Below are 26,012 nucleotides of genomic sequence, written 5' to 3' on the forward strand. Positions count from 1 at the left end.
TTAGGCCTAAACCGTACCTATTTATCCGCACACCATTCGCACTAAATCGTTCATTTTTCGCTAGATACGCCACTGTGCTTGTTTAGGACAGCGGTTTTACAACAGACGGCTATAGACACGGTCGTCGTGCCATGTGGCGCCAACCTTGAACTGCCGTTCGCCGGCCAGGACGAAGGCCTGTCGTTCGTAGAAATCGCAGGCACGATAATTGCGGGCATAGACACCGAGCAGCATCCGCGTCGCGCCCCGCGAGCGGGCATCGGCGATCGCCTGCGCCATCAGGGCGGCGCCCAGCCCGGTGCCCCGCGTCAATGACAGCGTGTAAATGCGACGCAGTTCGATATCGCCCGGTTCGATCTGGCCGACGTCTTCGGGCGTGGTCAGCAGCGTGTAGCCGACGGGTGCAGCGCCATCGGGATGTTCCGCGATCGTGGCGATGCTGGCGGCGTCCGCGATCCAGCGGGCGAATCGCTCGGGCGTGCTTTTCGCGGCGATGTGCGCGAGCATGTCTTCACCCGACAGGATGCCGGCAAACGTCTCGAGAAAGCTCGCGGCCGCGACGAGCGACAGGGCGGACGCATCCGCCGCCGTTGCCCGTCGCAGCCGCCAGTGCATCAGCCGACGATCTCTTCCGGCTTGAAGAAATATGCGATCTCGATCTCGGCATTCTCGTCCGAGTCGGAGCCGTGGACGGTGTTCGCCTCGATCGATTCGGCCAGTTCCTTGCGGATCGTGCCGGCGTCGGCGTTGGCCGGGTTGGTGGCGCCCATGATGTCGCGGTTACGCTGCATGGCGTTCTCGCCCTCCAGCACCTGCACGACGACGGGGCCGGAGATCATGAACGAGACAAGGTCGTTGAAGAACGGACGCCCGCGGTGGACGGCATAGAAGCCCTCGGCCTGATCCTTGGTCATGTGGATGCGCTTGGACGCGATGACGCGCAGGCCGGCTTCCTCCAGCATCTTCGTGACCGCACCGGTCAGGTTGCGGCGGGTGGCGTCGGGCTTGATGATCGAAAAGGTACGGTTCGCGGCCATGATGGTCACGGGCTCCTGTGTTTTGGAAAGGGGAAAAGCGCCGCCGCCCTAGTCCCGCAGCGGCCATGTTGCAATGTTCACGCAGCCTGTTCCCATCGCCCGGCCTCGTTCTGCTTCCAGTAACGACGCTCCACACCGTCACGATCGGCCAGCGCCTTCCACGCCAATCGCGCCTCGCGGATGCGATCATCGTCGAAAAAATGGAACGCGCGATCGAAATCGAGCGCATCGTCACGCCAGACGCCATCAACCAGGGCGATGTGACGAGCGTTGTTCGCGGCGTTGACGTCGGGCGCGATCAGCACCGGCTGAGCGGCGTCGTCCGCGTCGCCGAGTTGGGCGTGGGGCAGGAAGCTATCAGGCGTGTATTGCCACAGCAGTCGGTCGAGATGACGACGTTGTTCCTCGTTATCGGTGACGATCAACAGGCGGGCGCCGGTCGATACGACCTTCGCCGCGATTTGCGGGAGAGCGCGGTCGAGCGGGGTGGCGGTGAGGTGGTAGAAATCGACCTGCATGGCGGGCGGTGTAGCGGAGTGCGGGTGCTGGCTCCAGCGGCACAGGTCTGCCCCGGGAGATCGGGGGCTGCTGTCTGTCGCCGAGCGCCGTTTTCCGTCCAAACCATCCGCTTTGGACCGTCGTCGCGTTGCGCGACTTGAATTCGGATGAGAACAGGCGTGTAATCTTTAACGCGCGGGCCGGAATTTCGATCGACCTGGGCGCTTGAACCAGAAGCTCCAGACGCTCAGCGTTCCCAACAGGCCGAGAACGACACCGGAAAGGGTCATCACCAGGCGATAGCCAAGACCGCCGATCTTGGCCGCATGTAGCGGATACAGCATGTTGTACACGGTGACGACCGGCGAGAGCGACGCCGCGTCGCGGGCCCCGATCAACCGACCGTCATCGGCGGCAAACCACAAGGTCGTCCGCCCGTTTGGCAAACACTCCTGCGGCCGTCTCATCCGGATGGTGACGAGCCCGCTTCCCTTGCGCGGTAGCGACAGGCTGCGTAATTCGGCGTCCGGAAAGCGCGCGCGCGCCGCGACGATCATGCCCTGCCAGTCGAGATGGGGGGCAAGGGCAACCCTTGGTCCTTTCGGTGTCCGCAGCGCCGCATCGATTGCCGCCGGCGCATTGGGACCGAGGTACAACGCGCTGATCGGCCGGAACACCAGGGTCGCGCCCGTCAGCAGCGACAGGATCAGCAACGGCGCCGCGACGATCCCGAGATCGCGATGATGCCGTAAAATCGCTGGACGGCTGAGCCGCTTGGGCAATGGACGGAACGCGAACGTCTTGCGCGTCCGCCACCATAGTATCGTGCCGGTCAGCACGAAAACCAGCCCCGCCACGCCTGCGATACCGATGATCGTCTCGCCGGTGTCGCCTGACAACAGGTGATGGTGCAGATCGAACAGCCATAGTTCGGGCCGTGCCCATTGCGACTGCCATTGGCTGACGATCGTGCCAGCCTGATCGGTATAGGCCCCCGCTCCCTTACCGAAATCGAGTCGGTCAAGTCCGAGATCGGCATTCGCGAAGGTGATGCTCTGCGGGCGCGCTGCGGGATTGGCCATCAGCCGTTCGGTCGTGGCGGCAAGAAACTGCGTAGTCTGGACCGGTGCATCGCCGGCGTGCGGCAGCATGATCCAGGTATCGCGGTGAATGAGGATCGCACCGGTCAACCCCAGCAGCGCGAGGATCAATCCCAGGAACCCGCCTGTCCAGCGGTGCAGTGTATCTAGCATTGCCACGTTAAAAACGAACGTCCCAGCCGAGCGTGAAATTACGCCCGCGCCCCGAAAAGAAATGCGCGTTATCCGTCGGGCGCACCGTATCGCTGTAATAATCAATATAAAAATGGTCGAAGATATTTTGCGCGCTTAACGTCAGCGCCCCGATCGGCAGAGCATAGCGGATAGACGCGTCAGTAATGTTGTAACCGCCAAAGTCGTTTGCGGCGGGCAGCCCGACATATTTGCGCGCGAGATAGAATTGCTGTTGCACGCGCGCAGACAGGTTGCCGCGGATGAAGCTGGCAGCGAGATTGAGACGATCGGGCGAAATATTTGCGCCGTCCAGATCGATATCGACCCTGCCGTCGTCATTCGAGTCCGTCCGCCCGACCAGATGCGCGAACCCAGTCGAGAAATTCAGGCCCGGCAGCGGCAACTGCACCGCCAGATTGATCTCTATCCCCTGAATTTCAACGCGCTGGCGTTGCGCTTCATAGGCGCCGCCGATGAACACCAGCACTTGTCCGCGCGTGCTGGTCGACAAGAAATAGGTCGCGCTCGCGTTCATCGGCCCCTGCTTCACCTCGACACCGAGTTCGCGATTGTTCGACACGACGGGCGCGATATCGACATAGGTATCGAGATCGACGCCGTCGCGATTGATCGCCCGGGAAATGCGGCCGACATCCGGCACGGTGTATCCCTGTGCGTAGCTGCCATAAGCCCTGATGCCGGGGACCGGTTCGACGATGACACCGCCATTCAGCAGCGTCTTGCCAAAGCTGGGGCTGCCGCCCGCCACCGCGTGACGACCATATGAAGCAAGTGTCGTGTAATCGTCGATGACGATCTTCACATTTTCATACCGCGCGCCGCCCGCCAACCGTACGACCTTGTCGAACAAGGCGAGATTGACCTGCCCGAACGGCGCGAAGCTGCGGAAATCGGCGGGCGGCACCCAGACGCGATCGGTCGCGATCAGGCGTTGTTCGGTGCGATCGTACAGCGCATCGAACCCCAGCGTCGCGGTCAGCGCGTCGAAGCCGGGAATACCGCGCTCGTAACTGAACTTGCCGCCATATTTGCGCGATCTGTTCTGCGATTGATCGAACAGCGTGCCGACCGGCGCGAGCCTAGCGTCCTGAAACGTTGCGATCGGTGCCACCTCTCCGCCGAACGTATCGCGCGACCGGTTGAAGAATATCTGGGTTACCAGATTGCCGCCCCATAGATTTGGATCGGTCAGCGACAGCGCGATGCCCTCGGTCCTGTTTTTGGCAGGATTACCCGGCGGCGTGCCCCGCACCGACGTCGTCGGCAGGTTGTTTCGGAAATTGCCGTTGCTGGCAATATAATTGCCGCCGCCCTTCAGTTCGAAACGGTTGGCGATCAGGTCGATCCGCGCTGTATCGGTCAGCGCATAGCCGGCGCGCGCAAACGCCGACCAGCTCCGCGAATCCTGTGTCTCGCCCTGAGTCAAATCGGTGCCTACGCGGTTGCCGTGGCCGTCATAGAACGCCCCCCGCCTGTCGTATGCGCCGCCTGCCATCACGTCGAACCGTCCCGATTTCCACGCGAGCAGGCCGGCAACCTTGCCGCCATGACCGTCGCCGTTGAAACCGGTATCGCTCGTCCCTTGAGCCAGCGCGCGGCCCGACAGACCTTCGGCACGTGGCGGTTGCACCGTCACCTGATTAACGATCCCGCCGGTGCCGCCGATGCCCTGCAATGCGTTGGATCCGTAGATCAACTCGACCCGGTCGACGAAGAACGGATCGATCGTGAAGCCGTCGCGCGATCCATCGCGTAGCGGCGTCGACTGCGGAATACCGTTGATCGCATATAGTGGTGAGCGTCCGCGCAGCGTCTCGCCCGCGCCTGACAGCTTTTGCCGGGTCGGGGAGAATGACGGTGTCAGGTTAGAGACGGCATCGACCACCGAACCCCCGATCGCAACCTGCTGATCCAGCGCGGCACGATCGATCACGTCGATCGTTATCGGCAGCGCATTGGGCGGGAGGATGCTGCGGGTTGCACTGACAACGATCTCATCGGTTGTCTCCGTACGCCGATCGTCGGCATCATCCGCTATCGGAGCGACGATCTCCCGCGCCAGGGCCGGCGTCGCCGAACCGATGACCGGCAAAGCAAGGATAGTGAAAAGCCCAAAACGCATGTTGTCCCCCGAATGAGGGCATCCCTACGCATACCGAGACGCTAATGCAAATCGTTCGCACGGTATGCGGCGTGCCTTGCCGAAGGAGGTTGTTCCTTCCTCAAGCGACGGTCAGTCGCCGGCATCCTCATGCCGCTCGAATGACCCGAGCTGTTACGTACTCAGCGTCCGTCGCAACGCATCCCGCCAGCCGCTGACGAGCCGCGTCCGACGCTCATCTTCCATCGCCGGTGTGAACGACCGGTCGCGCGACCACAGCGCCTCGATCGCCGGCAGGCCGGACCAGATGCCCGTCGCCAGCCCCGCATGGAACGCCGCCCCCCGCGCGGTCGTCTCCAGGTCCGCCGGGCGCTCGACTGGCACGTCGAGCAGGTCGGCGAGAAACGCGCACAGCCAGTCATTCGCCGCCATGCCGCCATCGACGCGCACCGTCGCCGGTCGCACCCCGCTGTCGGCGATCATCGCCTTGATCAGGTCCATCGTCTGATACCCGACCGCCTCCAGCGCCGCGCGCGCCAGATGCGCCTGCGTCGCGCCCAGCGTCAGGCCAAAGATCGCGCCGCGCGCATCGGGGTCCCAGTGCGGCGCACCCAGCCCCGCGAAGGCCGGCACCATGTAGACGCCGTGGCTGTCCGGCACCTGTGTCGCCATGTCGTCGGTCTCGCGCGCATGGGTGATAACGCCGATCCCGTCGCGCAGCCACTTCACCGCTGCCCCCGCCACGAAGATCGATCCCTCCAGCGCATAGGTCGTCAGCCCATCCAGCCGATAGGCGGGCGTGGTCAGTAGGCGATCATCCGAAGTGATTGCTTCGTCGCCGGTGTTCATCAGCATGAAGCACCCGGTGCCATAGGTGGACTTGACCATCCCGCGCGCGAAGCACGCTTGCCCGAACAACGCCGCCTGCTGGTCGCCCGCGATCCCCGCGATCGGGATCGACGCGTCGAACAGGCCGGGCGCGGTATGGCCATAGATATGCGCATTGTCGTGCACCGCCGGCAGCATCGCCATCGGCACGTCCAGCAACCGGCACAATTCCTCGTCCCAGCAACCCCGATGGATGTCCCACAACAGCGTTCGCGACGCATTGGTCACGTCGGTCGCGTGTACCGAGCCGCCGGTCAGCCGCCACAGCAGGAAACTGTCGATCGTACCGAACGCCAGGTCGCCCCGCGCCGCCCTGTCGCGCGCATCGCCGACATGATCGAGGATCCACGCGATCTTGGTGGCGGAAAAATACGGATCCAGCAGCAGGCCGGTTCGCGCCCGCACCATGGCCTCCGCCCCATCCTCCTTCAGTTGCCGACAGCGCGGCGCCGTCCGTCGATCCTGCCACACGATCGCGCGGTGGATCGGCTCGCCCGTCGCGCGGTCCCACACCACCACCGTCTCGCGCTGGTTGGTGATGCCGATGCCGGCGATACCGCTGGCGCCCACGCCGCTCGCCGCGATCGCCTCCCGCGCGGTGGCGAGCGTGTCGCGCCAGATATCCTCCGGGTCATGCTCCACCCAGCCGGGTTCCGGATAATGCTGCGCGAACTCGCGCTGCGCGATCGATACCCGTCGCGCATCGGCGTCGAAGACGATGCTGCGGGTAGAGGTCGTTCCCTGATCGATTGCCAGGATATGCGTCGCGGCCATGCCGATCCTCTCCGCCGTTGACGGCGCCCGTCCGGCGCCCTGCTTCCGGTCTAGCCGATGATGCGGTACCAGTGCACCCGGTGACCTATGATCTGCTCATCGTCGGCGGCGGCATCAACGGCGCCGGCATCGCGCGCGATGCAGCCGGGCGCGGGCTTTCTGTGCTGTTGGTCGAGCAGGACGATCTCGCCGGACATACCTCGTCAGCCTCCACCAAGCTGATCCACGGTGGCCTGCGCTATCTGGAATATGGCGAATTCCGGCTGGTGCGCGAGGCGCTGATCGAGCGTGAGCGGTTATGGCGGATGGCACCCCATATCATCTGGCCGCTGCGCTTCGTTCTGCCACAGGCGCAGTCGCCCCGCCCCGGCTGGATGGTCCGGCTCGGCCTGTTCCTCTACGACCATCTCGGCGGACGCGACCGATTGCCCGGCACCGAGACCGTCGCGCTTGATCGCTCCGCGCTGGGTCACGGTTTGAGCGATCCCCACGGCACCGCCTTCGTCTATTCGGACTGCTGGGTAGAGGACAGCCGCCTCGTCGTCCTGAATGCGCTGGACGCCGCCGAGCGCGGCGCGGACATCCGGACGCGCACCCGCCTCGCCCGCGCGAGGCGCCACGGCGATCATTGGCAGGCGACAATTGCGGACGCGGCGGGTGAGCACCGGGTGAAGGCGCGCGCGCTGGTGAACGCGGCGGGGCCGTGGGTGGCGGACGTGATCGGCCGCGTGGCGGGACTGGATAGCGATCACGGCGTCCGGCTGGTGAAGGGCAGCCATATCGTCGTGCCGAAACTCTATGACGGCGACCACGCCTTCATGTTGCAGAACCCCGACCGCCGCATCGTCTTCGCCATCCCCTATGAAGGCCGCTTCACGCTGATCGGCACCACCGACCAACCGTGGCATGGCCCGCCCGCCAGGGCGTCGATCGATGCGGAGGAAACGGCGTATCTGCTGGCGACGGCAAACCGGTATTTCGCGGATCAGATCGCGGCAGGCGATATCATCTGGAGCTTCGCCGGCATACGTCCTTTGCATGACGATCGGGCCGGCAATGCGTCGGCAGTGACGCGCGACTATGCGTTCGATCTCGACGTCGATGACGGCGGATTACCGATGCTGAGCATCTTCGGCGGCAAGATCACCACCTATCGCAAGCTCGCCGAACACGCGATGCGCGACCTGAAGCCATTCTTTCCCAACATGCCGGGCGCGTGGACCGCCGACTTGCCGCTGCCCGGCGGCGACATAGCCGATGCCGATTTCGACCGCTTCGTCGCAGATCTGAAGCGCGAGCGACCGCATCTGTCGCCGTCAATCCTTCATCGGCTGGCACGGGCCTATGGCACGCGGGTCAGCGACATACTGGGGGAGGCAAGCATCGACGCCGATCTCGGTGAGGATTTCGGCGCCGGCCTGACCCGCGCCGAACTCGATTACCTCATCGCCAGCGAGTGGGCACGAACGGCGGAGGACATATTGTTCCGCCGCAGCAAGCTCGGTCTGCACGTTCCGGCGGATACGGCGGCCCGGATCACCGCCTGGCTCGATACCCACACGATTACAGCGCGCTGATCTCCAGCGTCAGTACATCTTCATAATCGCCCGCGACATGCGGGCCGATCGTGCCAAGCCTCAGTTCCAGGGGCATGGAGGTGCCGGCGACCGACCGAGGTGCTTCGATCACCTGTTCCCAATGGCGGGTCAGGTCGATCTCCTCGCCGCGCAGCCGGGCCTGATAGGAAAAGCCCTCGTCGCCGTCCGGCTTGTCCTTCAACAGCAATCGGCCGCGATGCGCGGAGTCGATCGTCAGCCTGGCGGTGGTGTTGGCCCGCACCTGCAGAAAGACGCTGCGCGTTGCATCGCTGGCCAGGATGCCAAAGTCGATATGCGATACCGTCGACCCTTCTCCGAACGTACCCGCCGCCCCAGCGATGTTCATCTGCGCGCGCGGCACCGCGAATAGCTGGACGCGCACCGGTGCCGGCGCGGTGTTCGTCGCCGGTGCGCCGATATCGCGCACCTCCAGCATCAGATCGAGCGCGTGGTCGCCCGCCTCTGGCACCGCGTCCTGCGTCACCAGCGCCTCCAGCGGCACCGTCATCCGTTCGTTGCCGGCCATGGTGATCCGCCAGATGCCGGGTGTCGCGGTCGTGGCGACTGCCGCGCTGCCGGCACGGGAAGAAAACGTGACGCGGACGTCAGTATCGGGGATCACGGCATCACCGACCGGCAACCGCTCCGCATTCAACAAGACCAGATCAATGGTGCAGGCGTCCTCGTCACGGTTCTCCAGCTCGAAATTCTGGCGCCCGACGGTACGCGAAAAGGCGAATGCATCGTAATCCAGCCGTATCGTCGTACCGGCGCCGACCAGTGTCACGTCGCACGCCGCAGCCGGCCCGGTCGCCAGCATCAGGGCGAACAACACCATCAGGAAACGGCTAGCGACCGAGATGCAAGACGCCGACATCGACGATACCCTTCGATTTGGCCTTGATCTCGAACTCGACGGGCGGCCGGTCTGCGACCATCAGCCGATACCGGCCGGGCGCCAGTCGATCCGCCACGAAGCGACCGGCGCGGTTCGTGAAAAAGCCGCGCTCTTTCCACCCCTTGGCCAGTGCCGCATCGACAGGCACGATCGTTCCCGTCGCCAGCGCCAGCGGACCGTCCGCAGACGCCAGCACGCCGACCGCGATCCGCGATGCGTCGCTGCCGATCATGCTGCGATACCCCGATCCGTAACCGGGGAATATCTCGATGCTGCCCGCCCCCAGATCATATCCGTCGGGCAACGGATCGACCTTCACGTCGTATCGCCCGACCCCATAGGCGCGGTTGACTGGCACCAACGCCGGCCCGAACCAGCCGGACCGCGCGATCACCCGGTCACCCGACATGATCTGCGCCGTCGACCCGGACAGCGTGTCGTGCAGTGGCGCGATCACGAACGCATCATCGACCGATCGGCCGAGCGCAAACGTGCCGCCGGCAAAACCGATGAACGACCGCAGATTCCAGTCGGAGGTGTTCGATGTGCGTCCGTCTGGCCCGGCAGTCTCCAGCCGGTTGTGATTCACGACCAGATCGAACCGGTTGTTGACATAGGCCAGCCGGCCGGACGCCGCCGTTTCGCCACGATCGCGGGTGTAGCGCACCGCGCCGCTGACCTCGCCCAACCGCCCCTCGCCCGTGCGGCTGACCTCCACCTCAGTCCGTCCCCGACTGCTATCGTATCGCGCATCGGCGTAATCCCGCCGACCGAGCCGCAGCGACAGGCCGACTGCGATCCGGTCCTCGTCGCTGCGCGGATCCCGCGACATGGTCCGCGTCGCCGTCATGTTCAGGCCGAACCGGCCAAAACTCCGCCCCAGCGACAGGTCGATCCGCCGTACATCGAAGCCGGGATTTCGCACCTTCGTATAGCCGCCGCCGATGCCCAGGCTGACGCTGAACGGCGCCTGCCACTGGACCAACGCTGCGGTCTGCAGCGCCTGCGAATTGCGCACCTCGCGGGCGAAGGCATCCTGAAACGACACGCTGCGATAGATCGCCGATGCGTTGACGCGCAGATCGCTGGCCTCGCGCAACGAGAAGTCGCCGCGGTAATCGACCGATGCGGCATAGCCCATGCCGCCGCGCCGATAATTTATGCTGGCCGCCCCCTCGACCTGGACGAAGCCGAGCCGATTGCCCACCACGACCACGCCGCCGATCTGCCCGGCCCTGCTGGTCGATTGCCCATCCATGCCGACCGTCAGCGTGTCCGACAGGCCGTGATAGGCGTAGCCGGTCGCCGCTGGCGACAGGCCGTATTGAAAGCGTCCGCGATCGCGGATGCCGGCCGATACGCCGAACTCGGTCGTGCCGCGGGTCAACAGGCTGCTGCTGTTGAAGACATTGAAATCGACGATCTCGCGCCGTCCGCCGACATCCTCGACGACCAGTTGGACCTGATTGGGGCCGGTTGCGAGCGGGAAGTCGCCGATGTCATAGCGTCCTGCTTCCAGCCGGATCGTCTGCACCCGGATCTGATTGACGATCACGTCGACAATGGATGCCCGTTCCAGCGTGAAGTCACGCCGGCCGATCGGGCGCGTATTCTGGAACGGTCGGATCGTGGAGTATGCCCGCTCGATGCCGATGCCCAGGATACGCCCCGATCCCTGGAACGAGGTCGAACTGGGCGTGAACTCGCCGACCGTCATGCGCAGCGCCTGATCGAAACTGTCACGCGTCGCGCGGATTTCCCGCCGCCGCCACCGCTCGCCATCGTAGCTCGTACCACCGGTCAGCGTCACACCACCGAAGCCGCCGATATTGGCGATGCCGTTCAGGTCGGCACGCACGCGGGCGAAGCCGCCCGCCGGTCCGCCATGCACGTAACGCTGAGTCGCCGCGACGTTGACGCCGGCCGCAAAGGGTGCGGCCGGGACATAGCTGGACGGCACCGGCACATCGAGCTGCGGCTGCAGGCGGAGCGCGGCGGGCAGCGTGGCATCAGGGGCCAGCGCGGCGGCGACCTCCAGCGCCAGACTGTCGAACCGGATCGTCAGGCCGGGGATGTCGAGCTCGGTAAAATCCACTCGCGCTCGACCGGCGATCCGTGCCTCCAGTTCGGTCAGCATCCGGCGTTCGATCACCGGCGCGATCAGTGCCAGCAGACGCCGCGCATCGATCTCGCCGTCACCCTTCACATCGACAGCAGTGCTGATCGTCCCCAGGAACTTGCCGTTAAGCTTCAGCGACACTTCGAGCGGTGTGCGCACCGGTTTGATCCGACCGAGCGGCGATGCGCCGCCCTGTGGTTGGGGCTGATCGATCATGGCCACCTGGACCTGCGCTGTGGCGGGTGCCGCCATCTGGGCGGCCGCCAACGCGCAGCAGACCGCCATCCGCGACAGGTCGCCATCGGCTGGCTGGCGCAGGCGCGACATACATCACTGATCGGAAAGTGTTGGCTTGATCGACCCGCTAAGGCCCGCGACATCCTTCGACGCGATCGTCGCCCTGCGGACCTGCCCCGGCATGAACGCGGAGAAGTTGCCGATGTTGATGTGGTCGGCGTCCAGCGTCACCGATTTGCCCGCGGCATCCGTCAGTGTCAGCTTCGCCGCGTTCATCATCGACACGCCCTTGCCGCCATTGTCGATGCGCAGCATCAAATCGCCATTGGCCGCCCGCCCCGCCTCCTGCAACGTCAACGCGGACTTGGCGGCCGGCGGCGATACGATGATATGTGACAGGAAATTGAAGCTGACCTTCACGTCGGTCGCGGCACCCGAGGATGTCGTAGTCCCGTTGCCGATGTTCAGCGGCAATTGCGACACCCGCACGCCGTACATCCGCGCCATCGCCAATGCCGGATCGCCGATGTAGCGCACCTGCACGGTCTGCTCCTTCCCCGGTTCGATCGCCGTCTGCGCGGGATAGACCATCACGTCCTTCTCCTCGTCGACGCGGGTCGGCGTACCGGCCTCGTCGACGGTGGCGCGAAACGGGATCATCTCTAGCGTGATCGGCACCGCGCCGGTATTCTTGATCGACATGGTCAGGCGCGCATTCGCGCCCGACGGCTCGATCGTCGCCAGCATCGGCTGGACCTGATAACCCTGGGCGGAGACCTGGCTGCACCCCATCGTCGCGGCGATCGAAGCCGCCCCCTTCAACAAACGCATCGTCGCTACCCCCAACAAATCCCCTCGAAAATGACGGGGCTGCTGGCCGGCAGCCCCGTCGGTATTCCCGTTCAGACAGAGGTTGCCGTGAACGAGAACACCTCGACGTAGTTACCGGCAGGGGCAGCATTGGCCGGGAAGTTCGTCGAGCCCGGAGCTTGGTTCTGATCGACCGCGACGTTCATGTTCAGCCACAGTTCCAGCGGAATGCCGGTTGCCACCGCCTGGGTGTATCCGCTGCGCGACCGGGTGAAGAACAGGTTGTTCTCGCCACCCACCGGATCGGTGTCATGCTCGGCGATCACGAAGCTGGCATCCTGCGGTGATTTCAGTTCGAGGCCGTAATTGATGCGGCCGTTCGCGTTGCTCAGCAGATCGCCGTTCTTCACCGAGACGACGAGCTTGGTGCCCGATGCGGCGTTGCACGAGAGGCGGAGGTTGGCGACCTGTTGCGTGCCGACCATCGCGATCGATGCGGTGCCGCTGGACACGTTGGCGAGGTTGACGTTGCAATATGGCGCGACCGTGCCGGTGACGTTCAGCGATTCTGCCATCGCCGGGCTGGCGACGGTGGCAAGGCCCAGAGCAGCGGAGCCGAGGAGGAAAAGACGGTTCATGACAAATCCCTTTTTTGCGTGACGAACTGCCTGCGAAGCGGCGCAGGTGCCGGTGCGACCCCCGCGATGGCGAACCAGTTCTGGAGTCGGCGCCACGATATGACCGGGCACATCGACGCGCGCCTTCCATCATGACTAAGCAATCATGATTAGGTCTCTCGACAGCACGCCGAGGTGCAGACAAGGCGAGTCGACCGCTGTTCGTCTCAGAAGATCGTTAGCGGGCAAATCCCGTTTTGGGACGATTAGAAAGTGATCTTTGTTGTCCTTGCCATTTCGACAAGAGTGCAGATCATCTGGCCAACAAGCATTTGTTATTATCCTGTCAGAAGTGACTGCCGATAAGATCGGATTGACGACACCGGGCACGCTGCATAATTTCCAAACATTCGACGTGGGGCTTATCACATCGCCGCAACAATGACCGTCACCCACGCTGGTGACGGCGGGGAGAGCTATATCATGTACGAAGAACTTGCTTCTCGTAACGCAAGCCTGGAACCACTATGCGCATGGGCGCAATATGACCTTCGAGCGCGCTTCATCGTCGATCAGGAACTGTCGATTGTTTGGATCAATGACGCGGCCAACCGGATCATCGACGATCACAACATCATGTCGCGCGACAGCGGTCGACTGACCTTCTCCAGCAAGACGATCACCAAACGCTACCTGACGATGATCGACCAGTCGAAACCGAGGCAAGTCCCCGCATCGATGTGCATCGGCGCGAACGACGATCATTACGTCCTGCTGACCGCGATCAACATCGGCACCACCGCCAGATGCTTCACCGGCATCTCGATGCGATCGTCCGCACACGGCATCGGCTTTTCCGACGAAGTACTGCGCGATACGTTTCACCTGACCACGATGGAACGCCGCATCCTGGAATGCCTGGTCAGCGGCAACACCGCCAACGAAGTCAGCTGGCTGTTGATGATCTCGCTTGGCACCGTGCGTGTCCACATCCGGCACATCTACGAAAAGCTGGACGTGTCCTCACGCGAGCCCCTGTTCAACAAGGTCCTGTATCTGGTCGAACGCTAACCCGCCGGAGCGAGGATCAGCCGCCGAATGACCGCCCGCCACCGCCACCCCAGCCACCCGACCGCGCAGACACCCGCCCGCCGAATCCCCCGCGCGACACGACCGAGCTGCGCGTCTGGATACGCTGCGTCGTGACCGGCGCCGTGACCGCCCGCGATCCGACCTGATATCCATAACCACGGCCGCCATAGCCGCCATTGTAGAGCCACGCGCCGGAGCCGGTGTAGTACGTCCCCTCCCGCCGGTCGCGGTACAGGCCGTTGTAGCGATAGCCGCCGCCGTTCAACAGCTGACCGATCATGAAGCCGGTCAATAGCGGCGTGAAGAAGCTCTGGCCACCTTCCTGACGTACCGCGCAGTTGCCGTCACCGAACTGATCCTCGCACAGTTTCTGTTCGGCATAGCGCGGCGCCGCCTTGCCGTCCTCAGCCGCGGCGGTCTTCGCAGCGTCTTCGCAGGTGGCGGCGGCAAAGGCACCGCTCGACTTGCATTCGGCCAGGCTGTTGAACGCGGCGACCTCGGTCGGGGCGCCGTATTTCTCGCGCGAGATCTGGTCGTTATCGGGCTGCGCATCGCACCCGGACAACATCGCCAGCGCCCCGGCGGCGGACAGGCCGGCGGTGATGGAGCGCTTGCGTGGGCGGATCATGGGATCGGTCATGACGTTCGCCTCGTTCAATAGGTCATGCTGGCGGCGTTGAGCAGCCCGACCGCGACCGACGTCGCCGCCAGATACACGCCGCTGGCGACGTTGCCGCCCTCGATCCGGCTGACCATGTCGCGGACGACGAAACGGCGGACGACCAGCGACGCCAGTATCTGGATCACCCCGGCCAGCACGCCCCACGCCGCGAACTCGACCGGATTGCCGGTCTGCGTCAGGGCCGATGCCAGCGGCAGCGCGAAGCCGACGATCGCGCCGCCCAGCGCTGTCGCCGCGGCGACGTTACCGGCCGCCACCAGCGTCCGCTCGTCATAGGGCGTCGATATCTGATACGCCCATTTGAAGACCGCCAGCAGCACACAGGCGATCCCGAACGCCACCACGAAGTGCACGGCGCCTTCGACAAAGCTGCCATAATCGAGCCACATCGTCGCTTTCCCCTCAGGTACTGAATTCGGTGGGCAGCAAGGGCAGCCCGATCATGATCTCATGCGTCAGGTCGCCACCCTCCGGCTGCATCGCCAGCGCCAGCAGCAATTCCTGCCCCTCGGGCGCCAGATCGCGGGAGTAGAGCATGCAGGCTTGCCGGATCTGGCGGACGGGATCACCATCGCGTTCGTAATAAACCGCTTCCCACAATTCGACCGGCGGCTGCGGTCGATCGTCGCCGGGATACCAGAAGCGCTGGAATTTCGGCAGGCCGAATTCCGACCAGCTCGTCTGTTTCAGCCGGTCGCGGAAATTCTCGGCATCCGCGCGATCGACCGGGTAGGACGACGTCCAGGGGCGGAACAGCGTGAAGTCGTCGGCATCCGATCCATCCGCCGACTGGCTGACCGCCTGCACCATCAGATCGTCGTCGGTGTAGAAACGATGCACATGGCTGCCATCGTCAAGCCGGATCACACCCTGAGCGGTGATCTCCAGCGTGTCGCGTTCGAGCGTGAAGGCGCCGCCGGACAGTCGCCGCCACGCCAGCGGATCGAGCACCACCGTCCGCCCGATCGTGATGTTGCGCACCACCGCGATCGCGCGGGCGGGCGCCCGTTCTCCACCACCGAACAGTCGCCCCAAGATCATGCCGTCATCCGTTGTCGCGTTTCGCCGCCATTGCCAGAATGTCCTGCGTATCGCCAGAACCATGCCACCACGCTGAACACATCGTCGCATCGCCGCGGCACCGGCTTGCCAAACGCTGCGGGCTTATGCTTGGGGTGTCAAGCCGCACCGCCGCGGCGGAACGCCCAAGGAGACGGACGTTGAGTGACGGTACACCGCGCGCCTGGACGGTGGCTGATCTTGCCGCCGCGCTATCCACGCCCGACCTCGCCGACACGCTGACCGCGGAAAGCGTCGGGCCGGTCGATCCCGTCCTGCACGTCAGGATGCACCATCATGGCGATCTGGCGATCTTCGTCAGTTGCTCGGGCGAACAGATCGTCGTCTCGACGCTGTTGTGGCCGGTCGACGAACAGCCCGATGCCGATGCGTTCAACCGGTTCCTGCTGAAGGCGCAGAAGCTGGTGCCGCTGTCGAACTTCGCGATCACCGAAATCGACGGGCGCGATTATTACGAGCTGATCGGCGAGCTTTCGATCGAATCGAGCCTGCGCCTTATCCTGCTCGAACTCACCGTGCTGGCGGACAATGCGCTCTCCGCCGCCGCCGATCTGCGCGCCGAATTCGCCGCCTGAAGGAAGCTATCGATGTCGATGTGGAAACAGCTTGTCACCCTGGTGCGCGGCAGCGCGCATGAAACCGGCCAGTCGATCGTCGATGCGCGCGCGATGACGATCCTCGACCAGCAGATCCGCGATGCCGGCATTGCGCAGGCGAAGGCGCGCGACGATCTCGCGACGCTTACCGCCCGCCGCCGGATGGTCGAAAAGGATGTCGAGGGCTTCACGGCGCAGCGCGAGAAGTACGAGGCATCGGCGCGCGCCGCCATGCAGCGCGGCGACATGGACCTCGCCCGTCAGGTCGCCGAGCGGCTGGCGACGATCGAGGCCGACCTGTCCGCCAAGACCCCGCAGATCGAGGAGATGCGCGGTGCCGAGGACCGGATGCGCGGCATCATCCAGTCCGGCGACACCAAGATCGAGGCGCTGCGCCGTGAGGTCGACGTCGTCCGCGCCAACGAAAGCGTGCAGAAGGCACAGGCCGCAGTCGCCGGCAATTATGGCGGCACGCTGTCGCAACTGGGGTCTGCCGCCGAGAGCCTGCAACGCATGAAGGAGCGTCAGGCGATTCAGGGCGAGAAGTTTCGCGCCGCCGCCGAGTTGGAGGATATGCGGTCGGGTGCCGATCTCGATTCCAAGCTGAAGGCCGCCGGCCTGTTGCCAGGATCGTCGAGCGCCGACGATATCCTCGCCCGCCTGTCGGCACCGCCAGCAAAGGATTCGCTGCGATTGTCCGACGGATCGGCCGATCCCAAGGCGTTACCGCGGGAATAGCGGGTGGAGCGCGTCGTCACCGGCGAACGGCCGGATTGGGAGGAAACCGCCCGCGCGATGGGCTTTACCTTCCATCATCTGGATGGCGAACGCTATTGGGAGGAACGCGCCTATTACCGGTTCACGCTGGACGAGGTGGAGTCGGGGATCGAGCATCCGAGCGGCGACATCCACGCGCTGTGTCTCGATCTGGTCGGTGAGGTCGTCGGCAGCGACGCGCTGATGCACCGGCTCGCGATTCCCGATGCGATGCGCGACCGGGTGGCGGCATCGTGGCGGGCAGGCGCACCGTCGCTCTATGGCCGGTTCGATTTCGCGTACGATGGCACCGGCCCCGCCAAGCTGCTCGAGTATAACGCCGACACGCCCACCAGCATCTACGAAACCGCGCTGTTTCAATGGCAATGGCTGGAGGATCGCATCGCCGATGCGACGCTGCCGGCGGGGGCCGACCAGTATAACCGCCTGCACGATGCCCTCGTCGCCCGGTTCGGCGCGCTCTTCACCCCCGGCAGCCTGATCCACTTCGCCAGCGTCGCCGATCATGTCGAGGATCGCCAGACCGTCCGTTATCTGGAGGATGTCGCGCGGCAGGCCGGGCTCGACCCGCAATTCGTGGCGATCGACCGGATCGGGGTCGATGCGGACGGGCAGCTGGTCGATGACGACGACACGCTGATCGCCGCCCTGTTCAAGCTCTATCCGTGGGAGGATATGCTGCGTGAACCCTATGCGGTGCATCTCGGCGTCACGCGCACGCAATTCCTGGAACCGGCATGGAAGGTGATCCTGTCGAACAAGGGCATCCTGCCGCTGCTGTGGGAACGCCACCCCGGCCACCCCAACCTTCTTCCCGCCGCCTTCGCCGACGATATTGCTGCGCTGGCGGCAATCGGCGACCGTCATGTCGTGAAGCCGCTGTTCTCGCGCGAAGGCTGGGATATCCAGATCGTCGACGGCCCCGCCTCTACCCGCGGCCCGGATGGTGGTTATGGCGAGGAAGGCCGGATCGTGCAGGCGCTGTCGCCCCTGCCCGTCTTCGATGGCCAGCACGCCGTCATCGGTTCTTGGATCGTCGGCGACGAACCGGTGGCGATGTCGGTTCGCGAGGACGATGGCGCCATCACCCGCGACCTCGCGCGGTACGTACCCCACGTCATCCTGTCAAACGGATCGCAAGCGCTGGCATAGGCCAAGGACAGCCTGCGAACGATTTGCTATCCATTCGCATTAGCCTTGCCGAAGTCGACCGGAGGCGATACGCGGGATCGATGAGTCAGGCTCCACCACTCGCGATGGCCGCGCAGGCGAAACGGAAGCGCAAGTGGCGTGGTTGGTGGTTGAAGCAGTTACATAGTTGGCATTGGATCAGCGCGGCGTTGTCGCTGATCGGGATGATGCTGTTCGCCATCACCGGCATCACCCTGAACCATGCGCAAACGATCGATGCGAAGCCCGTCGTCGTCGAGAAGAGCGGGATGCTTCCGGCAACATTGCTGGAAACGCTACGCACGCAACGGACGGCGGACGCTCCCCTGCCCGGTGCCGTTGCCGGCAGCGTGGCAAAGGCGGTGGGCCTCGATCCGACGGGGCGTCCGGTCGAGTGGTCGGATACCGATGCCTATGTCGCGCTGCCCCGGCCGGGCGGCGACGCATGGGTCAGCATCGATCGCAATACCGGCCGTATCACCGCCGAAACCACCGATCGCGGTTGGGTGTCGTACCTGAACGACCTGCACAAGGGCCGAAACGCCGGCGCGGCGTGGGCATGGTTCATCGACATCTTTGCCGGCGCCTGCATCCTGTTCACGCTTACGGGCCTGTTGCTGTTGCAGCTTCATGCCCGCCATCGGCCGCTGACCTGGCCGATGGTCGCGATCGGGCTCGTCGTTCCCATGCTGCTCGCCATCCTGTTCATCCATTGAGAGGTTCGTCCATGCGCTCCACCGCCTTTTTCCTGTTGGGTGGCGCCATCGCGGCGCCCGCCGCTGCCGGTACGGTCAACGTCACGATCCCGCGTCTGACGGTGGCCGAATACCACCGCCCATATGTCGCGATCTGGTTGGAGCCGGCCGGCGGCGGCGCGGCTCGCACGCTGGCGGTTTGGTATGACGTGAAGAAGCAGGGCAACGAACCCGGCACCAAATGGCTGGCGGACCTGCGTGCGTGGTGGCGCAAGGGCGGGCGCAGCATGGCGATGCCGGCCGATGGCATCAGCGGCGCGACCCGTGCGCCCGGTCAGTACAGCATCCCGCTGCCCACCAACCTGAAGCCCGGCAGTTACGTCCTGAACGTCGAGGCGGCGCGTGAAACGGGTGGTCGCGAGTTGGTGAGCGTACCCTTGACGGTACCCGTCATGGCCGGTCGGGGTTCGGGAAAAACCGAGCTCGGCGCCATCACCATCGCTGCCCGCTGACCGGCCTTATCCGTACCCGTCGACAACAAGGATCATCGCATGAAACCCTTCGCCACTCGTCTGTTGGTTGCCGCTGCGCTGGTGTCGATCCCCGCGACGCTGTCTGCGCATCGTATGTGGATGCTCCCGTCCGCGACGGTGCTGTCGGGAACGGACGGATGGGTGACGGTGGATGCGGCGGTGTCGAACGACCTGTTCTTCTTCGATCACCAGCCGTTGCGGTTGGATGGCGTGAAGGTCTGGCAACCGGATGGCAGCGAGGGCAAGCTGGAGAATGGCGCGACCGGGCGCTATCGATCGGTGTTCGACGTGAAGCTCGACAAGACCGGAACATGGAAGATCGGGACGCAGATTTCGTCCGTAATGGGCAGCTTCAAGGTGGAAGGCGTCGAGAAGCGCGTCGGCGGTCGGGGCGGCCCGCCGCGCCCCGGCCAGCCGGCACCGCTGACCGTCGCCGACATTCCCGCCAACGCCACTGACGTCGCGCTGACGGAGGTATCGGGGCGCAATGAAATCTTCGTCACAGCGGGCGAACCTACGACGACCGTCTTGAAGCCGACCGGTAAGGGACTGGAGTTCGATCCGGTGACGCATCCCGACGAGCTCGTCGCGGGGCAAACCGCCAAATTCCGCTTCCTGGTCGACGGCAAGCCGGCCGCCGGACTGAAAGTCACGGTAATCCCTGGTGGGAAGCGGTATCGCAACGACGAGGGCGCGCGGGAACTGACCGCCGGTGCGGACGGGGTGGTGAATGTCGATTGGGCGACTGCCGGCATGTACTGGCTGAATGCCACGCTGACCGACGCGAAGACCAGTCTGCCGCGCGCGAAGGAGCGCCGGATGTCCTATGTCACGACGCTGGAAGTGCTCACGCCGTGAGCCAGCGCGCATGAGGATCGCCTTGCCGCCGATCATTGATCCAGCGGCGTTTGCTGGACGTGACCCAGCGGCAAAGGTGGTGGCGCTGGATGGTGAGACGATGGGGACGACGTGGCGCGTCCAGTTCGCCGCGCCACGTCATTGCGATCCTGACGTCGTCCGCCTTGCGATCGTTCGCCGGCTGGCGAGCCTGATCGCGGAGATGAGCCACTGGACGCCTGACTCGTTGCTGTCCCGCTTCAACCGGTCTCCGGCCGGGACATGGACGACCCTGCCCCCTGATTTCGCGCGGGTTATGCACCAGGGGCTCGCCATCGCTGAAACCACAGGCGGGGCGTTCGATCCGGCGATCGGGCGGTTGGTCGATTGCTGGGGCTTCGGCCCTGTGGCGTCAGCGGGCCGGCCCGATGCCGCGACGATCGAGGCGGCGCGTGAGCGGTCGGGTTGGCAGCGCCTGACCTTTGATCCGGTCGGTCGGCATCTGCACCAACCGGGCGAGGTGTCGCTCGATCTGTCGGGGATCGCCAAGGGCCATGCGGTCGATGTCGTTGCCGATCTATTGCAGACGCTTGGCATCCTGAACGCGCTGGTCGAGATCGGCGGCGAGTTGGTCGGGCGAGGTATTCGGCCGGATGGCGATCCTTGGTGGGTCGATCTGGAAGCACCGCCGGGACTGTCCGTGCAGCCGCTCCGCATCGCTCTCCACGGGATGGCGGTGGCGACATCGGGCGATTATCGCCGCGGCGCGCACACAATCGATCCGCGCACCGGCCGGCCGATTACCAGCGGCGTAGTGTCCGCCAGCGTCATCCATGCGACGGCGCTGGCGGCGGACGCATGGGCGACGGCACTGACCGTGGCAGGACCCGTCGACGGCCTGACGATGGCCCACCACGCTGATATTGCCGCCCGGCTTGTCACCGTGGTCGATGGTGTCGTTCAGGAGTTTCTGACCCCCGCGCTGATGGCGGCGTTGGACTGTTGATCGCCAAACGGGGCCGAGTCGGTTTGGCGATCCGGCCATCGTTATTCGTGCCTCAGAAGATCGACCACTCCCACATACCAGTTTCTTCCGGCCCGGTCGTCAGGCGCAAATATCGTGCGCTCGTGCGATGGACGACTGTGATGGGCGAACCCGATACCGATTTCGCATCGGCCAAGGGCAACCATCGTGCGCCGTCATCGGATCGCTCGATCTTCAGCGTGTAGGGTCGGTTAGCGAACTCCATCCGAAACCGGCTTTCGCGTAACGAACGCGTGCGGCCCAGATCAGCGACCAACACCCCGGGCTCGCCCGGCACCGACCGCCAGAACGTAGCATAGTTATCATCGGCCGCGCGCTCTGGCCCGTGCATGGCGTCGGCACCCTTGCCCGATGCCGTCCATCGCAGGCCGGTCGTCCGCGCTTTGGCAAAGCCTACTACGTCACCACCATGCGACGGGACGACCGTCGCGATCGTACCGTCGGCCGCGATCGTGAGCGGATCGACCGCCACCTGCCGCAATACCGCGTTGCCGGAGGGGGTGAACGGCAGGCCCTGCCGGTGATAGAGGATGTATGGCCGCCCGCCCGACCGGAACACCGCATGATGGCCGGGGCTGATGATCGACTTTTCCGCATCGGTCGATAGGATCGGGCTGCCCCGCCCCTCGCGGAATGGCCCGAACGGCGTGTCGCCGATCGCGTAGCGAACCTTGTACGTGTCCTTGGTGGTGTTGCCGTCACTGTAGGTCAGCAGGTAGTGATTGCCCTGTTTCACCATGAACGGGCCCTCGAAGTAGTTGGCCGGCGTCACGTCACGCGGGATGCCATCGAACGTCACCATGTCGGGCTTCAGCTTGACGGCGAAGCAATGGCCGTTCCTCCAGTTCCAGCCCGATCCCCAGTAGAGATAGGCTTGACCGTCGCTGTCGATGAACGCTTCGGCATCGATCATATGGTAACGGGGATCGAACGTCTTCGCGATCAGCGGTTTACCCGCATGAGCGTCGCGCCACGGACCGGCCGGCGACGGCGCGGTGCCGACCCACACCTCGTTGCCGACCGACACATACATGTACCAACGGCCATTGGACGCTTTCACGACCGACGGTGCCCATACCTTTGCATCGCCGGAGGTCGGGCTGGTCGCGGCCGCCTTAGTGGGCCAGTCGGGCGTCGAGAACGTCCAATCGCGACCATTGTCCGATTGCCACATCCCCAGCCGATCATCCCCCCAGGGATCGATCGTGGCGTAGATGTACCACCGGCCTCCATCGCGGACGATGGAGGGATCGGCGAAGTACCCGGGCAGCAACGGGTTACGATCGCCGCCGCTGTCCCATGCAGGCGCCGGCCTCTCCGCCGCGATCAGCAGCGACGATGTCGCCATCAGCGTAGCCGCTAAAAGGCGCCGGTTCACTGGACCTCGGTCGCACGCGCCGGTCGTGCCTTGTCAGGGGTCGTTCCATCACCACTGAACGGATTGAGGCGGAAGGCGACGCGGATCGGCTCCAGCTTCGTCCGGTATTTCATGTGCGGCTGGCCGACCAGGCTCCATCCGGTATCACCTCCAACGCCCCATTGCGCAGCATCGACCAACAGCGACACCTGGCCATGCGGCACGATATCGCTGCTCTTCCACGTTCCTTCCGGACGGCGATAGAGGTCGCTGTAGGGGAAGGCGAGCGCGGTCATCATCAATGGCGCGTCACCGACCACGCGAAGGCCCCGCCCCGCCCCGCTCACTTCCATCCAGCGAACATCGACCTTGTTGCCGGTATCCTGCGGCCGCATGTAATCGTGGTTCTGTTCGGCAATCGCACCACGCCACAAGCCGATCGGTGCCGATGTCTTGCGATCAACATAGCTTTCATGCGGTCCCCGGCCATACCATTCGACCGTCTTCATGGTCGTCGGCATCGCATAGGAAAGGCCGACCCTGATCGGCGCTGGCAGATCATCCTTCAGCGGTGTCAATTCGCCGGCCACCGCGACCGATCCATCGCCCGCCATCGTGTAGGTCGTCACGAACCGCGCCGCACCCGCGCCCAGTTCGTGATCGACGCGGATCTCGCCCGCCCCGCCATCGACGCTGCGCACCGTGATGCTGCGCACCTGGCGCTCATCCGTCATCGCCTTCCACGGAGCCATCGTTTTGATGGTGCCGGTCAGCGTGTCGTTATCCGTCTCCGCCCGCCAGAAATTGGGTGCGCCGCCGGTGACCAGCGTCGTGCCGCCACGGGCATAACTCCTGACGAGCCCGGTCCCGCGATCGATCGTCAGCGTCGTACCGCCGGCCGACAGGGTCGCCACGCCAGCAGCGTCGCGCACGGCGACGTTGCCCCCGCGCAGCACTGCGGGTTTCGGCGTCGCGGCCAGGGCAAACTGTTCCCATCCGATCGTATAACCCGCCGGTACCGCGGGGATGGCGCCCTCCTTCGCGCGCGCACGCACCGTTACGAAATACTCGGCACCCGGCTTGCGGGCAAATGCCGGCATCGGCACCGTCACCATCTCGGTCGCCCGTGCGGCCGTGGCGAGCGCGGGTAGTGGTCCCTGCGCCATTGCGACGCCATCCTCCTCAACCACCCAATCAAAGGCGAATCCGGACAGGTCGCGGAAGTCGTGGCGATTGCGCACCGTCACGCGGCCGGTCGCTGGGTCGAAGCCTTCAAACTGAACCGGGGAGTAGACCTTCTGCACTTCATACAGATGCGGGTTGGGCGTCCGGTCGGGTTGGTTCAGGCCGTCGCCGAATTCGATATCACCACCGGGGTTTGGACCATATTGCCCGCCATCGCCCCAATAGCGTTTGCCGTTCTTGTCGGTGCGGTACATCGACTGATCGACCCAGTCCCAGATGAAGCCACCCTGAAGCTTGTCGTATTTGTAGATGGTGTCCCAGTAATCCTTGAAGTTGCCACCCGAATTGCCCTGCATATGGGCATATTCGCATTGGATCATCGGTTGCGTGCGGGTGGGATCATTGGCCCAATCGACCATCTTTTCGATATCGTCGTACATCGGCGCATAGATATCGACGAAAGGATTGGGGTGATGGTCCCAATCCAGCGTTCCCCAGCCCAGATACGAGATCAACCGGCCCGGATCGCGCTTGCGGATCGCGGCGGCTGCCTTTTCGAAATTCGGTCCAATGCCGGCTTCGTTGCCGAGCGACCAGAAGATGATCGATGGATGGTTCTTGTCGCGTTCGACCATGTTGGTGACGCGCGACACGTGCGCGCCTTCCCAGGCGGGGTCGAACCCGACCTGGAATTTGGAACGCAACTCCGGGTGATTGTTCCCGTATTCCATGTACGCGTGGCTCTCGATGTTGGCCTCGTCCATCACGTACAGGCCATATTCGTCGGCGAGTGAATACCAGCGCGGGTCGTTGGGGTAATGCGATGTGCGCACGGCATTGATGTTGTTGCGCTTCATCAACTCGATATCGCGCTTCATCGATTCCAGCGAGATGACGTGGAAGGTTTCCGGATCATGTTCGTGCCGGTTCACACCGCGGATCACGATGGGGCGGCCGTTCACCGAGACCCGGCCATTCCGCATCTCAACCGTGCGGAACCCGATCTTCTGCGGAGTGGCCTGCACCACCTTGCCGTCCGCATCGAGCAATTCGACCATCAACGTATAGAGATTGGGCGTCTCGGCCGACCACGGCCTGACCCCCGGCACCACCGCGGCCAGCGTTACCGTCCGTTCGTTCTTGCCCGCCGCTACGCGCGCCTCTTTGGTCAGCAGCTCGCGCTGCCCGTCCATCAGCGTCATCCGCGCGGTCATGGGTGTACCCGATGGCGTCACCGCGATATCGGTGGACAGCGTACCATCCCGATAGGTGCGATCGAGGCTGGCATGCGCGAAGACGTCGCGGACGCGGGTCTTCGGCGCCGCCATCAGGAACACTTCGCGCTCGATACCCGATACGCGCCAGAAGTCCTGATCCTCCAGATAGCTGCCGTCCGACCAGCGATGGATCTGGATCGCGACCATGTTCCGGCCGGGCTTCACGAACCGCGTGACGTCGAATTCCGAGGGCAGCTTCGAATCTTCGGAGTAACCGACCTTTTGGCCGTTGACCCATACCTCATAGGCGGAACCGGCCGCGCCGATGTGCAGGATCACGTCCTCGCCCGTCCAGCCGGCCGGCACATCGACGTCGCGACGATAGGAGCCGACCGGATTGGTCGCATGCGGGATCAGCGGGCGATTGGCAGGAAACGGATAGGTGATGTTGTTGTAACGGGGCTGGTCATACCCTTCGGTCTGCCAATCCGCGGGAACCTTGATCTCCTTCCAGGCGGATACGTCATAGTCCGGCCGTTCGAACCCGGCCGGCACGGCATCGGACGACGGCGAAAACGCGAACTTCCATTGGCCGTTCAGGCTGACGAAGCGGTTCGATTGAGTACGATGGCCCGCGATCGCCCGTTCGCGACTTTCGAATGGAAAGCCCGTCGATCGGGCCGGCATCTTGCCGCGCGCGTAAACCGCCGGGTTCTCCCAGTCCGGCCGGGCAGGATCGACCTGTACCGGTTGGACCCGCGGCGCTTCCTGCGCGCTGGCGCTTGCGGCCATTACCCCGATCGCCAACGCCGATACGCCGACGCCCCACAATATGCCCGCAGCTTTCACCGAATACTCTCCCGACCCCGGCGTT

The 26,012-nt window shown here is 64.4% G+C and carries 24 protein-coding genes; 9 read left to right on the forward strand and 15 right to left on the reverse strand.

Annotation, left to right across the window (positions count from 1 at the left end):
* Positions 1 to 96 precede the first annotated feature (96 nt).
* The 6 genes from ASG67_RS08040 to glpK all read right to left on the reverse strand — a co-directional run bounded on the left by ASG67_RS08040 (position 97) and on the right by glpK (position 6,593).
* A complete protein-coding gene (locus ASG67_RS08040) occupies positions 97 to 615 on the reverse strand; it encodes a GNAT family N-acetyltransferase (RefSeq protein WP_056528044.1) in 519 nt (172 codons plus the stop codon).
* Positions 615 to 1,037 (reverse strand): nucleoside-diphosphate kinase, encoded by a 423-nt coding sequence (ndk, locus tag ASG67_RS08045; RefSeq protein ID WP_056528047.1) that lies wholly within the window; start codon positions 1,035 to 1,037, stop codon positions 615 to 617. The genes ASG67_RS08040 and ndk overlap by 1 nt, the downstream gene beginning before the upstream one ends.
* A 77-nt stretch (positions 1,038 to 1,114) precedes the next feature.
* Entirely contained in the window at positions 1,115 to 1,555 is a 441-nt protein-coding gene (locus ASG67_RS08050; RefSeq protein ID WP_056528050.1) for a DNA polymerase III subunit chi, read from the reverse strand.
* Positions 1,556 to 1,723: 168 nt separating this feature from the next.
* Entirely contained in the window at positions 1,724 to 2,794 is a 1,071-nt protein-coding gene (locus tag ASG67_RS08055) for a PepSY-associated TM helix domain-containing protein (RefSeq protein ID WP_056528054.1), read from the reverse strand.
* 1 nt (position 2,795) lies between these two features.
* The gene (locus tag ASG67_RS08060) at positions 2,796 to 4,952 is read right to left on the reverse strand and encodes a TonB-dependent receptor (RefSeq protein WP_056528057.1); all 2,157 of its coding nucleotides are present in this window, start codon (positions 4,950 to 4,952) and stop codon (positions 2,796 to 2,798) included.
* Positions 4,953 to 5,105: 153 nt separating this feature from the next.
* Positions 5,106 to 6,593 (reverse strand): glycerol kinase GlpK, encoded by a 1,488-nt coding sequence (gene glpK, locus ASG67_RS08065; RefSeq protein WP_056528060.1) that lies wholly within the window; start codon positions 6,591 to 6,593, stop codon positions 5,106 to 5,108.
* A 71-nt stretch (positions 6,594 to 6,664) separates the two neighbouring features.
* On the opposite strand from glpK, the gene ASG67_RS08070 reads away from it, so the two are divergent.
* Positions 6,665 to 8,170, forward strand: a complete 1,506-nt coding sequence (locus tag ASG67_RS08070) for a glycerol-3-phosphate dehydrogenase (protein WP_056528063.1) — start codon at positions 6,665 to 6,667, stop codon at positions 8,168 to 8,170.
* Here the strand turns inward: ASG67_RS08070 and ASG67_RS08075 are convergent.
* The 4 genes from ASG67_RS08075 to ASG67_RS08090 form a co-directional block, all read right to left on the reverse strand.
* Positions 8,157 to 9,068, reverse strand: coding sequence for a hypothetical protein (locus ASG67_RS08075; RefSeq protein WP_156460710.1), 912 nt, complete (start codon positions 9,066 to 9,068; stop codon positions 8,157 to 8,159). The two genes, ASG67_RS08070 and ASG67_RS08075, sit on opposite strands and share 14 nt — an antisense overlap.
* Positions 9,040 to 11,535, reverse strand: a complete 2,496-nt coding sequence (locus ASG67_RS08080) for a hypothetical protein (protein WP_056528069.1) — start codon at positions 11,533 to 11,535, stop codon at positions 9,040 to 9,042. The genes ASG67_RS08075 and ASG67_RS08080 overlap by 29 nt, the downstream gene beginning before the upstream one ends.
* 3 nt (positions 11,536 to 11,538) lie before the next feature.
* Positions 11,539 to 12,276, reverse strand: coding sequence for a hypothetical protein (locus tag ASG67_RS08085; RefSeq protein ID WP_056528073.1), 738 nt, complete (start codon positions 12,274 to 12,276; stop codon positions 11,539 to 11,541).
* Between the two features lie 71 nt (positions 12,277 to 12,347).
* The gene (locus ASG67_RS08090) at positions 12,348 to 12,893 is read right to left on the reverse strand and encodes a hypothetical protein (protein WP_056528076.1); all 546 of its coding nucleotides are present in this window, start codon (positions 12,891 to 12,893) and stop codon (positions 12,348 to 12,350) included.
* Between the two features lie 420 nt (positions 12,894 to 13,313).
* Between ASG67_RS08090 and ASG67_RS08095 the strand changes: the two genes are divergently transcribed.
* On the forward strand, positions 13,314 to 13,943 hold the full coding sequence (locus tag ASG67_RS08095) for a helix-turn-helix domain-containing protein (RefSeq protein ID WP_056528079.1): 630 nt from the start codon (positions 13,314 to 13,316) through the stop codon (positions 13,941 to 13,943).
* Between the two features lie 16 nt (positions 13,944 to 13,959).
* Here ASG67_RS08095 and ASG67_RS08100 read toward each other — a convergent pair whose 3' ends face one another.
* The 3 genes from ASG67_RS08100 to ASG67_RS08110 are packed head-to-tail and all read right to left on the reverse strand — an operon-like array spanning position 13,960 to position 15,687.
* On the reverse strand, positions 13,960 to 14,604 hold the full coding sequence (locus ASG67_RS08100; protein ID WP_156460711.1) for a DUF1190 domain-containing protein: 645 nt from the start codon (positions 14,602 to 14,604) through the stop codon (positions 13,960 to 13,962).
* A gap of 14 nt (positions 14,605 to 14,618) precedes the next feature.
* The gene (locus ASG67_RS08105; RefSeq protein ID WP_056528085.1) at positions 14,619 to 15,035 is read right to left on the reverse strand and encodes a DUF350 domain-containing protein; all 417 of its coding nucleotides are present in this window, start codon (positions 15,033 to 15,035) and stop codon (positions 14,619 to 14,621) included.
* 13 nt (positions 15,036 to 15,048) lie between these two features.
* Positions 15,049 to 15,687: a DUF2491 family protein gene (locus ASG67_RS08110; RefSeq protein WP_056529100.1), complete on the reverse strand. Its 639-nt coding sequence runs from the start codon at positions 15,685 to 15,687 to the stop codon at positions 15,049 to 15,051.
* Positions 15,688 to 15,866: 179 nt separating this feature from the next.
* Here ASG67_RS08110 and ASG67_RS08115 point away from each other — a divergent pair, with 179 nt between their 5' ends.
* The 7 genes from ASG67_RS08115 to ASG67_RS08145 all read left to right on the forward strand — a co-directional run bounded on the left by ASG67_RS08115 (position 15,867) and on the right by ASG67_RS08145 (position 21,340).
* On the forward strand, positions 15,867 to 16,301 hold the full coding sequence (locus ASG67_RS08115; RefSeq protein ID WP_056528088.1) for a YjfI family protein: 435 nt from the start codon (positions 15,867 to 15,869) through the stop codon (positions 16,299 to 16,301).
* A gap of 12 nt (positions 16,302 to 16,313) precedes the next feature.
* On the forward strand, positions 16,314 to 17,060 hold the full coding sequence (locus tag ASG67_RS08120) for a PspA/IM30 family protein (protein ID WP_056528091.1): 747 nt from the start codon (positions 16,314 to 16,316) through the stop codon (positions 17,058 to 17,060).
* A 3-nt stretch (positions 17,061 to 17,063) separates the two neighbouring features.
* Positions 17,064 to 18,251 carry a glutathionylspermidine synthase family protein gene (locus ASG67_RS08125; RefSeq protein WP_056528094.1) on the forward strand — a complete coding sequence of 396 codons (1,188 nt, stop codon included), beginning with the start codon at positions 17,064 to 17,066 and terminating at the stop codon, positions 18,249 to 18,251.
* A gap of 80 nt (positions 18,252 to 18,331) precedes the next feature.
* Entirely contained in the window at positions 18,332 to 18,985 is a 654-nt protein-coding gene (locus tag ASG67_RS08130; RefSeq protein ID WP_235535111.1) for a PepSY-associated TM helix domain-containing protein, read from the forward strand.
* 11 nt (positions 18,986 to 18,996) lie between these two features.
* The gene (locus ASG67_RS08135) at positions 18,997 to 19,476 is read left to right on the forward strand and encodes a DUF2271 domain-containing protein (protein WP_056528101.1); all 480 of its coding nucleotides are present in this window, start codon (positions 18,997 to 18,999) and stop codon (positions 19,474 to 19,476) included.
* A 39-nt stretch (positions 19,477 to 19,515) separates the two neighbouring features.
* Positions 19,516 to 20,355, forward strand: a complete 840-nt coding sequence (locus ASG67_RS08140; protein ID WP_056528104.1) for a DUF4198 domain-containing protein — start codon at positions 19,516 to 19,518, stop codon at positions 20,353 to 20,355.
* 10 nt (positions 20,356 to 20,365) lie between these two features.
* Complete coding sequence (locus tag ASG67_RS08145) at positions 20,366 to 21,340, forward strand: FAD:protein FMN transferase (protein ID WP_235535112.1); 975 nt, start codon at positions 20,366 to 20,368, stop codon at positions 21,338 to 21,340.
* A gap of 52 nt (positions 21,341 to 21,392) precedes the next feature.
* Here the strand turns inward: ASG67_RS08145 and ASG67_RS08150 are convergent, their stop codons facing one another.
* Both ASG67_RS08150 and ASG67_RS08155 read right to left on the reverse strand, forming a co-directional pair.
* On the reverse strand, positions 21,393 to 22,727 hold the full coding sequence (locus ASG67_RS08150) for a family 43 glycosylhydrolase (protein ID WP_056528108.1): 1,335 nt from the start codon (positions 22,725 to 22,727) through the stop codon (positions 21,393 to 21,395).
* A gap of 26 nt (positions 22,728 to 22,753) precedes the next feature.
* On the reverse strand, positions 22,754 to 25,930 hold the full coding sequence (locus tag ASG67_RS08155; protein WP_056528111.1) for a glycoside hydrolase family 2 TIM barrel-domain containing protein: 3,177 nt from the start codon (positions 25,928 to 25,930) through the stop codon (positions 22,754 to 22,756).
* Between the last annotated feature and the right edge of the window lie 82 nt (positions 25,931 to 26,012).

The organism is Sphingomonas sp. Leaf339, assembly GCF_001426195.1.
Lineage (GTDB): Bacteria > Pseudomonadota > Alphaproteobacteria > Sphingomonadales > Sphingomonadaceae > Sphingomonas.

Bases quoted from the DNA above. Each gene is read 5' to 3' on its own strand.
- ASG67_RS08040 (WP_056528044.1), bottom strand. From the start codon at position 615: ATGCACTGGCGGCTGCGACGGGCAACGGCGGCGGATGCGTCCGCCCTG.
- ndk (WP_056528047.1), bottom strand. From the start codon at position 1,037: ATGGCCGCGAACCGTACCTTTTCGATCATCAAGCCCGACGCCACCCGC.
- ASG67_RS08050 (WP_056528050.1), bottom strand. From the start codon at position 1,555: ATGCAGGTCGATTTCTACCACCTCACCGCCACCCCGCTCGACCGCGCT.
- ASG67_RS08060 (WP_056528057.1), bottom strand. From the start codon at position 4,952: ATGCGTTTTGGGCTTTTCACTATCCTTGCTTTGCCGGTCATCGGTTCG.
- glpK (WP_056528060.1), bottom strand. From the start codon at position 6,593: ATGGCCGCGACGCATATCCTGGCAATCGATCAGGGAACGACCTCTACC.
- ASG67_RS08075 (WP_156460710.1), bottom strand. From the start codon at position 9,068: ATGTCGGCGTCTTGCATCTCGGTCGCTAGCCGTTTCCTGATGGTGTTG.
- ASG67_RS08080 (WP_056528069.1), bottom strand. From the start codon at position 11,535: ATGTCGCGCCTGCGCCAGCCAGCCGATGGCGACCTGTCGCGGATGGCG.
- ASG67_RS08085 (WP_056528073.1), bottom strand. From the start codon at position 12,276: ATGCGTTTGTTGAAGGGGGCGGCTTCGATCGCCGCGACGATGGGGTGC.
- ASG67_RS08090 (WP_056528076.1), bottom strand. From the start codon at position 12,893: ATGAACCGTCTTTTCCTCCTCGGCTCCGCTGCTCTGGGCCTTGCCACC.
- ASG67_RS08095 (WP_056528079.1), top strand. From the start codon at position 13,314: ATGACCGTCACCCACGCTGGTGACGGCGGGGAGAGCTATATCATGTAC.
- ASG67_RS08100 (WP_156460711.1), bottom strand. From the start codon at position 14,604: ATGACCGATCCCATGATCCGCCCACGCAAGCGCTCCATCACCGCCGGC.
- ASG67_RS08105 (WP_056528085.1), bottom strand. From the start codon at position 15,035: ATGTGGCTCGATTATGGCAGCTTTGTCGAAGGCGCCGTGCACTTCGTG.
- ASG67_RS08110 (WP_056529100.1), bottom strand. From the start codon at position 15,687: ATGATCTTGGGGCGACTGTTCGGTGGTGGAGAACGGGCGCCCGCCCGC.
- ASG67_RS08120 (WP_056528091.1), top strand. From the start codon at position 16,314: ATGTCGATGTGGAAACAGCTTGTCACCCTGGTGCGCGGCAGCGCGCAT.
- ASG67_RS08130 (WP_235535111.1), top strand. From the start codon at position 18,332: ATGAGTCAGGCTCCACCACTCGCGATGGCCGCGCAGGCGAAACGGAAG.
- ASG67_RS08135 (WP_056528101.1), top strand. From the start codon at position 18,997: ATGCGCTCCACCGCCTTTTTCCTGTTGGGTGGCGCCATCGCGGCGCCC.
- ASG67_RS08140 (WP_056528104.1), top strand. From the start codon at position 19,516: ATGAAACCCTTCGCCACTCGTCTGTTGGTTGCCGCTGCGCTGGTGTCG.
- ASG67_RS08145 (WP_235535112.1), top strand. From the start codon at position 20,366: ATGAGGATCGCCTTGCCGCCGATCATTGATCCAGCGGCGTTTGCTGGA.
- ASG67_RS08150 (WP_056528108.1), bottom strand. From the start codon at position 22,727: ATGGCGACATCGTCGCTGCTGATCGCGGCGGAGAGGCCGGCGCCTGCA.
- ASG67_RS08155 (WP_056528111.1), bottom strand. From the start codon at position 25,930: ATGGCCGCAAGCGCCAGCGCGCAGGAAGCGCCGCGGGTCCAACCGGTA.